This window comes from Streptomyces sp. NPDC059994, assembly GCF_042737755.1.
Taxonomy (GTDB): Bacteria; Actinomycetota; Actinomycetes; order Streptomycetales; family Streptomycetaceae; genus Streptomyces.
In genome coordinates, this window is sequence record NZ_JBHWUR010000177.1 from 1 (window position 1) to 9,601 (window position 9,601).

General features: G+C 72.5%; 7 protein-coding genes. 5 read left to right on the plus strand and 2 right to left on the minus strand.

Annotation, left to right across the window (positions count from 1 at the left end; genetic code table 11):
* Window positions 1-215 precede the first annotated feature (215 nt).
* Entirely contained in the window at window positions 216-1,571 is a 1,356-nt protein-coding gene (locus tag ACFWA7_RS38760; protein ID WP_385827884.1) for a hypothetical protein, read from the plus strand.
* 19 nt (window positions 1,572-1,590) lie between these two features.
* Here ACFWA7_RS38760 and ACFWA7_RS38765 read toward each other — a convergent pair whose 3' ends face one another.
* The gene (locus tag ACFWA7_RS38765) at window positions 1,591-2,193 is read right to left on the minus strand and encodes a YceI family protein (RefSeq protein ID WP_385544265.1); all 603 of its coding nucleotides are present in this window, start codon (window positions 2,191-2,193) and stop codon (window positions 1,591-1,593) included.
* Window positions 2,194-2,300: 107 nt separating this feature from the next.
* Complete coding sequence (locus tag ACFWA7_RS38770) at window positions 2,301-3,644, minus strand: helix-turn-helix domain-containing protein (RefSeq protein WP_385544263.1); 1,344 nt, start codon at window positions 3,642-3,644, stop codon at window positions 2,301-2,303.
* Between the two features lie 112 nt (window positions 3,645-3,756).
* Between ACFWA7_RS38770 and ACFWA7_RS38775 the strand changes: the two genes are divergently transcribed.
* The 4 genes from ACFWA7_RS38775 (at window position 3,757) to ACFWA7_RS38790 (ending at window position 9,573) form a co-directional block, all read left to right on the plus strand.
* Window positions 3,757-5,124, plus strand: coding sequence for a M64 family metallopeptidase (locus ACFWA7_RS38775; RefSeq protein ID WP_385827886.1), 1,368 nt, complete (start codon window positions 3,757-3,759; stop codon window positions 5,122-5,124).
* Window positions 5,125-5,243: 119 nt separating this feature from the next.
* On the plus strand, window positions 5,244-7,613 hold the full coding sequence (locus ACFWA7_RS38780; protein WP_385827888.1) for a polysaccharide lyase 8 family protein: 2,370 nt from the start codon (window positions 5,244-5,246) through the stop codon (window positions 7,611-7,613).
* 154 nt (window positions 7,614-7,767) lie between these two features.
* Entirely contained in the window at window positions 7,768-9,351 is a 1,584-nt protein-coding gene (locus tag ACFWA7_RS38785; protein ID WP_385827890.1) for an acyl-CoA carboxylase subunit beta, read from the plus strand.
* Window positions 9,352-9,363: 12 nt separating this feature from the next.
* A complete protein-coding gene (locus ACFWA7_RS38790; protein WP_385544251.1) occupies window positions 9,364-9,573 on the plus strand; it encodes an acyl-CoA carboxylase subunit epsilon in 210 nt (69 codons plus the stop codon).
* The last annotated feature ends 28 nt before the right edge of the window (window positions 9,574-9,601 follow it).

Below are 9,601 nucleotides of genomic sequence, written 5' to 3' on the forward strand. Positions count from 1 at the left end.
GGGGGGGGGGCCCCCCCCGCGGGGGGGGGGGGGGGGGCCGCCCCCCCCGGGGGGGGGGGGGGGGCCCCCCCCCCCCCCCGGGGGGGGGGGGGGGCCCCCCCCCCCGGGAGAGCCACCTTCACCCCCACCCACCCCCGGAGGGTTCAGGGAACGGGCGGGGTGGGGGCCAAGGGAGGTTTGTCCGGTTCGTGGGGGACTCCGGTAGCGTCGGAGTCATGAGGTCCCGGGTTTTGTTCGCGCTCTCCGCCGCCGCACTCACCGCGCTGGCCACCGCCACCCCCCTGGCGACGGCCGCCGCCCCCACCGCGTCCGGCGTCGCAGAAGTCGCCACCGCACTCAAGAAGGCGCCGGTGTACGTCGACCCCGGCGCCGCCGGGCAGCTGTCGGCCGCCCAGGCCGACGCGCTGGCCAAGAAGATCAAGGACGCCGACAAGCCGCTCTTCGTCGCCGTGCTGCCCGCGACCGCCGCGTTCCCGAAGGACACCCTCCTGCGGAACCTGCGCACGGACACCGGCGTCACCGGCCTGTACGCCGTCCGCCTCGGCGACGCCTTCAACGCCGGAGCCGACCGCAAGGTCATGTCGGCGCAGGCCGTCGACAACCTGAAGGCCGCCGTACGCGCCCCCGGCACCGCCGCGGACGCGTCGACCCAGCTCAACGCGTTCGTCGACCAGGCCCTGCCCACGATGCGCGGCCACGCCCCTGCCTCCTGGGGCGGAGGCTCCGGCGACAGCGGTGGTGTCTCCGGCACCGCGCTCATCGTCACCGGCGCGGTCGTCGTCGCGGGCGGCGCCGGTGCGTACGCCCTGGTCCGGCGCAGCCGCAAGAAGAAGGCCGAGGAGGAGCGGGCCGCGCTCCAGCGGCTCCAGGTGGTGGTCGACGAGGACATCACCGCGTTCGGCGAGGAGCTCGACCGGCTCGACTTCCACCCCGCCGAGGCGGGCGCCGACGATGCCATGCGCGCCGACTACGAGCGTGCCCTGGACTCGTACGAGACCGCGAAGACCCTGATGGCGGCGGCCCGGCACCCCGGTGACGTACGCGGGGTGACGCAGGCCCTGGAGGACGGGCGGTTCTCGCTCGCCACCCTCGCCGCCCGCCGCGAGCACCGGCCGCTGCCCGAGCGCCGCGCCCCCTGCTTCTTCGACCCGCGCCACGGCCCCTCGGTCGAGGACGCCGCCTGGTCCCCGGCGGGCGGCGCCCCGCGCCAGGTCCCGGTCTGCCTGGCGGACGCGACGCGCCTGCGGGACGGGCAGGACCCGTTGGTGCGCGAGGTCGACACGGACGGGGGCCGCCGTCCGTACTACGACGCGGGCCCGGCGTACGGCCCCTGGGCCGGCGGCTACTTCGGCGGCGGCATCCTCCCCGGCCTGCTCATGGGCACGATGCTCGGCTCGATGCTCTCCACCCCGGCCTACGCGGCCGACTACGGCGGCGCCGACTTCGCGGGCCAGAGCTACGACGGCGGCGACGTCTCGGGCTCCGACTTCAACCCGTCCGACTTCGGCGGCGGCTGGGGCGGCGGGGGCGGCGGTGACGGCGGCGGGTTCGACGGGGGTGGGGGCTGGTAGGGGCGGCGGTGGGCCGCGGCTACGCGGCCTTGATCGCCGAGATGTCGAAGGTCAGCTTGACCTTGTCGCTGACGACGACGCCACCGGTCTCCAGTGCGGCGTTCCAGGTCAGGCCCCACTCGGAGCGCAGGATGTCGGCGCTGCCCTCGAAGCCGACGCGCTGGTTGCCGTAGGGGTCGGTGGCCGAGCCGTTGAACTCCAGGTCGATGGCGAGCGGCTTGGTGACGTCCTTGATGGTGAGGTCGCCGACGATCCGGTACTTGTCGCCGCCGAGCTGCTGGGCCTCGGTGGAGCGGAAGGTCATCAGCGGGAACTGCTCGGCGTCGAAGAAGTCGCCGCCGCGCAGGTGGTTGTCGCGGTCGCCGATGCCGGTGTCGACGGAGGCGATCTTCACGTCGATGACGGCGGCGGAGGCGGCGGGGTCGGTGCCGTCGAGGGTGAGGGTGCCCTCGTGCTCGGCGAACGAGCCGCGGACGTTGGTGACCATCGCGTGGCGCACGCTGAAGCCGATGCTGCTGTGGGCCGGGTCGATGCTGTACGTGCCGGTCAGGGCGGCGAGAGCGGGGTCGACGGGGGCGATGGTGGTCGTCGTGCTGTCGCTCTTGCGGGCGAAGATTCCCATGGCTGCTGCTCCTTCGGGGCGATCGTTTGAATGTTCAACAAGAACGACTGTAGACCCATTCCGTTCAAGTTTCAACGACTGGTTTCGGGTGGGCGGGCGGGCCGGGCCTAATACCGCGGCGGTACCGGCGCGGGCCCCAGCGTCGTGGTCCCCGGCGCCGCCCGGTGCCCCAGGCCCGTGCGGTACGCGTCCAGTGCCGCCTCGGTGCGTCCCGTACGGCGCAGGAGGTCGCCGAGGAGGCGGCACAGGTCCGCCAGGTCGCCCGTCGCGCCGCTGCGCTCCAGCAGGCCGAGGGCCGTGACGTAGTGCTCCTCCGCCGCCTCCAGGTCGCCGCTCTCCTCGCGGATCAGGCCGAGGAGGCGGTGTGCGCCGCCCGCGTGGACCGCGCCGTGCCGGTCGCCCAGCTCCGGCGCCGGGTCGACGAGCGGGGTGAGCAGCGAGGCCGCCTCGGTGTGGCGGCCCAGGCGGCGCAGGACGTCGGCCAGTTCGACCTCGACCTGGCAGGTGAAGAGCGCGGCCCGCTTGGCGGCCAGCATGTCGCGGGCCGTACGCAACTCCCGCTCGGCCGCGATCAGTTCGCCGTCCTGGGCGTATACGTAACCCCGCATCCAGTGGCAGTGCGCCAGGTCGGTGCGCAGGCGCAGCTGGCGGTAGACCGACTGGGCCTTGGCGAGTGACGCGTCGGCGTCGGCCGTGCGGCCCTCGGCCAGGAAGGTGCGGGCGACCTGGCGGTGCATGCCCGCCACCAGCGCCGGGTCGGAGACCTGCGGCGCGAGGGCCAGCGCCAGTTCGGCGGCGTGCGCGGCGCGCGCCTGGGCGCCCATGTCCAGGTACGGGCCGATGACCGCCGAATAGAGCAGGACCAGTGACTCCGGGTCGTTGAGGCCGCTCGTGCCGAGTTCGTCGATGGTCGATTCGAGGAGGTAGCAGGCGTAGCGGAGCTCGCCCGCCAGGACGTGGGCGATCGCCCGGCCCCGGATCGCGCGCGCCCGGCGCGGCAGCGGCTCGCCCACCTGCTGGCGCTCCGACGCCTCGAAGTGCCTTATGGCGTCGGCAAGTTCACCGGTCTCCAGGGCGCAGTCGCCCAGGCCCAGGAGGGCCTCCGCCTGTTCGGGGAGCAGGTCGTGCAGCTCGGCCTCGGTCAGCAGCTGACGGTAGCGTACAGCCGCCTCCTCGGCGTCGCCGGTGGCCAGGAGCTGCTGGGCGTCGGTGAGTCCCAGGCGCAGCTCGGTCGCCAGGTGGGCGGGGCGGCCGGTGGCCAGTTCCTCGTACGTGGTGCCCAGACGCTCGGCGAGGTGGCGCAGCGCCGCCTCGGAGGGCCTGACCTTGCCGGACTCCAGGGTCGACACATAGGCCGGGGTGTAGGCGGGCTCGGCCAACTGACGCTGGGTGAGTCCCCGTTCGGCGCGCAGCCGCTGCACCCGGCGGCCGATCACGGCAGGTTCGTCCATCGTGTCTCCCTCGTCCCAGGGCATTGCGCATGCCCCGTGCGCCCCCTAACTTAAGCGAGCCGTTCAACAGATTTATCCGACTGCTTAACTTCCGTTACTGGGGGAGGAATCCATGCGCTCAGCCTTGCGTCTGCGCAGAACCATAGCGGCGGCCGGACTCACCGCGTCCGTCGTTGCCGCGCTCCTGTCCGTGCCCGCCTCGGCCGCCGACGCCCCGGCCGCCGACGCCCCGGCTCCCCGGCCGCGCGTCGAGGTCGAGATACCCGGGCCCGAGGAGGGCGGCGAGGCCGGGTCCGGGCACGTGCGCGTTCCGGCCGCGGGTGTGAGCCGGCCCGCTGCCCGGCTCTCCGGGCGGGCCGCGGACGCCGACGGCGACGTCAGCGAGATCGTCGGCAACGGGCCCAGCGCCGACCGCCTCGACGTCGTCATCGTCGGGGACGGGTACACCGTCGACCAGTTGGCGAAGTTCCACGCCGACGCCAAGGAGAAGTGGGGCGAGGTGACCGGCGTCGAGCCGTACACCACGTACCAGAACCTCTTCAACGTATGGACCGTCGACGCCGTCTCGGCACAGTCGGGCGTCTCCGGCGACCCCGCCCAGGGCGATGTCAAGAACACCGCGCTCGGCGCCTACTTCTGGTGCGACGGCATCGAGCGGCTGCTCTGCGTCGACCAGGACAAGGTCGACTCGTACGTCGCCAAGGCCCCGCAGGCCGACCTGGTGATCGTGCTGGCCAACAGCACCAAGTACGGCGGCGCCGGATACAACGAGCCCAGCCAGAAGCTCGGCTACGAGGGGATCTCCACCGCGTCGGCCGGCAACGCCAAGTCCGGCCAGGTCGCCATCCACGAGACCGGCCACTCGCTGGGCAAGCTCGCGGACGAGTACTTCTACCCGGGCACCCCCGGCTACGAGCACTACTCCGGGCCCGAGGCCGCCGAGTCCAACATCTCGGTGCTGAGCGCCGACCGGATGGCCGCGCAGCGGACCAAGTGGTACCGGTGGCTGGGGGAGACCTCGCCCGACGGCGGCACGGTGGGCGCGTACGAAGGCGGCGGCTACTACGTCACCGGGCTCTTCCGCCCCACCGACAACTCGATCATGCGCATCCTCGGCAAGCCCTTCAGCCTGCCCGGGCGCGAGGCGATGATCGCCGGGTTCTACCGGCACGCCTCGATCGCTACGGCCGCGGTGCCGACCGCGCAAACCCTGCGCGCCCACGACCGGGCGCGGGTGACCGTGCCCCGGCTGGTGGGCGCGGACGTCAGGCAGCCGAGGATCCGCTGGTACCTGGACGGCCGCGAGCTCACCCGGTTCGAGGGGCGCACCTGGGTCGGTGTCGCGCAGGCCGTCATCTCGCCCTGGGACCGGCGGACGCATCAGCTGAAGGTGACGGTGACCGACCCGACGAAGTCGGTGCGGGATCCGCGGATCGCGGCCGGGCTCAGCGACTCCGTCACGTGGAGCGTGCGGCGTTGAGAGGGTAACCGGATCGGGTAAGCGCTTTCTGTTCGGCGTGTCCGGGGCATTGAACGCCCCGGGCGCGCCGTGCTACACCAACGGCAGCGGTCTACACCACTTCCCTCCGGGAGTTCCCTGTGTCCTTGCTGCCCCCGTGGTCCCGTCGTACGTTCCTCACCGTCGTGGGGGCGAGCGCTCTCACCCTGGCCGTGGTTCCCGAAGCGTCCGCGGCCGAAGCGTCCGCAGCCGATGAGTCCGCAGCCGATGAGTTCGCCGTGCTGCGCGGGCGCTGGCGCGACCTCTCGCTCGGCGCCGGCTTCGACCCGGGCGCCGAGCCGTACGCCTCCCGGCTCAAGGAGACCGGCGACCGCGCCCGGGTCTTCCGGGCCTCGATGGCCCCGGCCGACCGCTCGCTCTGGCCGGACTGCCCGTTCGACCCGCCCGCCGGGATCACCCAGAGCTACAACCGGCTGTGGACCATGGCCCAGGCCTTCCTCCAGCCCGCCACCGGCCTCACCGGCGACACGGGCCTACTCGGCGCTGCCGTCGCCGGTCTCGACCACCTGGCGGCGAAGGTCTACAACCCGTCCACCACGCGCTACGGCAACTGGTGGGAGTGGCAGATCGGCAGCCCCCGGCTGCTCACCGACCTGGTCAACGCGCTCTACGAGCACCTGGACGAGGACCGGATCCAGGCCGCCTGCGCCGCCGTCGACCACTTCGTTCCCGACTCCGCGCTCGCCGACTACTCGGGCACCTCCACCGGCGCCAACCGCGTCGACCTGTGCCGCTCGGTCGCGGTGCGCGGGGCCCTCGGCCGCACCCCCGCCAAGCTCGCGCTCGCCCGCGACGCCCTGTCGCCGGTCTTCCCGTACGTCACCAAGGGCGACGGCCTCTACGCCGACGGATCGTTCATCCAGCACACGTCGATCGCCTACTCGGGTACGTACGGACAGGTCATGCTCGACGGGCTCGGGCGGCTCTTCACGCTGCTCGCCGGGACGAGCTGGGCCGTCACCGACCCCGACCGGCAGATCATCCTCGACAGCGTGGAGCGCGCGTACGCGCCGCTGATCCACAACGGGCTGGTCATGGACAGCGTCAACGGGCGTGCGGTGAGCCGGGGTTATCTGCTCGCGGACGATCTGCACGTGATGCGCGGCGACCACTTCCACGGGCAGGGGATCATCGCCGCCGTCGCGGTCCTCGCGGGCGGCGCCTCCGAGGCCGAGCGGACCCGGTGGCAGGGCATGATCAAGGGCTGGATCGAGCGGGATCCGACCCATCCCGCCCTGACCGCCCGCCAGTTCGGGGTCGCGGACCTGGCCCGGCTCCAGGCGGTCGTCGACTCACCCGTGGCCGCCGCGCCCGAGCCGGTCGGGCACACCCTCTTCGCCGCCATGGACCGCGCCGTCCACCGCCGCCCCGCCTGGACCGCCAACATCGCCATGGCCTCGGAGCGGATCGCGTACTACGAGTGCGGCAACGGCGAGAACCCGCGCGGCTGGCACACCGGCGCCGGAATGCTCTACTGGTGGCCCAGGGAGCAGGGCAACGACCAGTACACGGACTGGTTCTGGCCGACCGTGGACCCGTACCGGCTGCCGGGGACCACCGTGTCCACCAAGCGGCTCGCGGACCGGGCGGGCGGCGAGTGGGGCGCGGCCAAGCCCGCCGTGACGTGGGTGGGCGGGGCGAGCGACGGGGAGTTCGGGGCCGTCGGCCAGCACGTGAAGGGGCTCGGCTCGACCCTGGAGGGCCGCAAGTCCTGGTTCTGCGTGGCCGGGACCGTCATCTGCCTCGGCGCCGGGATCACCGCGACCGACGGCGTCCGGGTCGAGACGGTCGTCGACAACCGCAACCTCGGCGAGGCCGGTACCGGCCGGTTCACCCTCGACACCTCCGCCCGCCCCCGCTGGGCGCACCTGGAGGGCCACGGCGGCTGGGTCTTCCCCGGCGGCACCACCGCGCTGCACACCCTGCGCGAGCCCAGGACCGGCGCGTGGAGCGACATCAACACCACGAGCTCGACCGAACGGCGCACCCGCACCTATCAGACGCTGTGGCTGGACCACGGGACCGACCCGGTGGGCGCCTCGTACAGCTACCAGCTGATGCCGGGCGCCTCACGGCAGACGGTCGCGGCCCGCGCCGCCGACACCGGCCGGCTGTCGGTCCTCGCCAACACGGCCGCCTGCCAGGCCGTCTCCGTGCCCGCACTCGACCTGCTGTGCGCCAACTTCTGGCAGGCCGGCAGTGCGGGCCCGCTGGCGGTCTCCGCGCCGGCGAGCGTCCTCGTACGGAGCAACGGGGCGACGGCCACGCTCCGGGTCAGCGAGCCGCCGCGCACCGGCCGGCCCTTCGAGGTGACCTGGAACCGTCCCGTACGGCGGGTGACCAGTGCCGATTCCACGGTCGAGGTCCTTGCCACCGGCAAGGCGCTCCGGCTGCGGATCACACCGGGCGCGGCGGGCGCGAGCCACCGCTGTGACGTGGCTCTCATCTGATAGCGTTGTTGGACCTCCACAAAGCGGGATGGCCCTGAGCTGGCACTTCGCCTGCATCGCGGGAATGTTCTGTTCAGGGCTACCAGGAAAACGGTCCGGACACTGTACAGAGTCGACGGCGGGAAATTCTTGGTCGACTTCGTAGGGTCGATGCATGACCGTTGTGGACGAAACCCCGGGTGAGCCGAGTGACGCGCGTGGCCGCGTGGCCGAGCTGCTGGCCCTGCGCGAGCAGGCCCGGCGCGGGCCGAGCGAGCGCGCGACCGAGGCGCAGCACGCCAAGGGCAAGCTGACCGCGCGCGAGCGGATCGAGCTGCTCCTCGACCCGGGTTCGTTCCGCGAGGTCGAGCAGCTGCGGCGGCACCGCGCCACCGGCTTCGGCCTGGAGGCCAAGAAGCCGTACACGGACGGTGTCATCACCGGCTGGGGCACGGTCGAGGGCCGTACGGTCTTCGTCTACGCGCACGACTTCCGCATCTTCGGCGGCGCCCTCGGCGAGGCCCACGCCACCAAGATCCACAAGATCATGGACATGGCCATCGCGGCCGGAGCGCCGCTGGTGTCCCTGAACGACGGCGCCGGCGCCCGTATCCAGGAAGGCGTCAGCGCCCTCGCGGGCTACGGCGGCATCTTCCAGCGCAACACGCGCGCCTCGGGCGTCATCCCGCAGATCAGCGTGATGCTCGGCCCGTGCGCGGGCGGCGCGGCCTACAGCCCGGCGCTCACGGACTTCGTGTTCATGGTCCGCGAGACCTCGCAGATGTTCATCACCGGCCCGGACGTCGTCCGCGCGGTGACCGGCGAGGAGATCACCCAGAACGGGCTCGGCGGCGCGGACGTGCACGCCGAGACGTCGGGCGTGGCGCACTTCGCGTACGACGACGAGGAGACCTGCCTCGCCGAGGTCCGCTACCTCCTGTCGATGCTCCCGTCCAACAACCGTGAGAACCCGCCGACGCACCCCAGCGAGGACCCGGCGAACCGGCGCGGCGAGGTGCTGCTCGACCTGGTGCCCGCCGACGGCAACCGCCCGTACGACATGCACAAGGTGATCGAGGAGCTCGTCGACGACGGCGACTACCTGGAGATCCACGAGCGCTGGGCCCGCAACATCATCTGTGCCCTCGCCCGGCTCGACGGCCAGGTCGTGGGCATCGTGGCCAACCAGCCGCAGTCGCTCGCCGGCGTACTGGACATCGAGGCGTCGGAGAAGGCCGCCCGTTTCGTCCAGATGTGCGATGCTTTTAATATCCCGATCGTCACCCTTTTGGACGTGCCCGGCTTCCTGCCCGGTGTCGATCAGGAGCACGGTGGAATCATCAGGCACGGCGCGAAGCTGCTGTACGCGTACTGCAACGCGACCGTGCCCCGGATCTCGCTGATCCTGCGCAAGGCCTATGGCGGGGCGTACATCGTCATGGACTCCCAGTCCATCGGCGCCGACCTCACCTACGCCTGGCCGACCAACGAGATCGCGGTGATGGGCGCGGAAGGTGCCGCCAACGTCATCTTCCGCAAGCAGATCGCGGAGGCCGAGGACCCCGAGGCGATGCGCGTGCGCATGGTCAAGGAGTACAAGGCCGAGCTGATGCACCCGTACTACGCGGCCGAGCGGGGCCTCGTCGACGACGTCATCGACCCCGCCGAGACCCGCGAGGTGCTGATCGCCTCCCTCGCGATGCTGCGCACCAAGCACGCCGACCTGCCGTCCCGCAAGCACGGCAATCCGCCTCAGTAACGAGGAGCCCCGTTGACCACCCCGACCTCTTCCTCTCCTTCCGTCCTCCGCGTCGAGAAGGGCGAAGCCGCGCCCGAGGAGCTGGCGGCCATCACGGCCGTCCTGCTCGCCCGCGCGGCCGCCCAGTCCGCCCCGTCCCCGTCGCGAGGCCGCGACACGGCGGGCTGGCGCCGCCTGGAGCGCACCCCGGGTTTCCGGGCGGCGCATTCCTGGCAGGGCTAGGCCCACACGCCGCGAAGGGCCCCGCCGC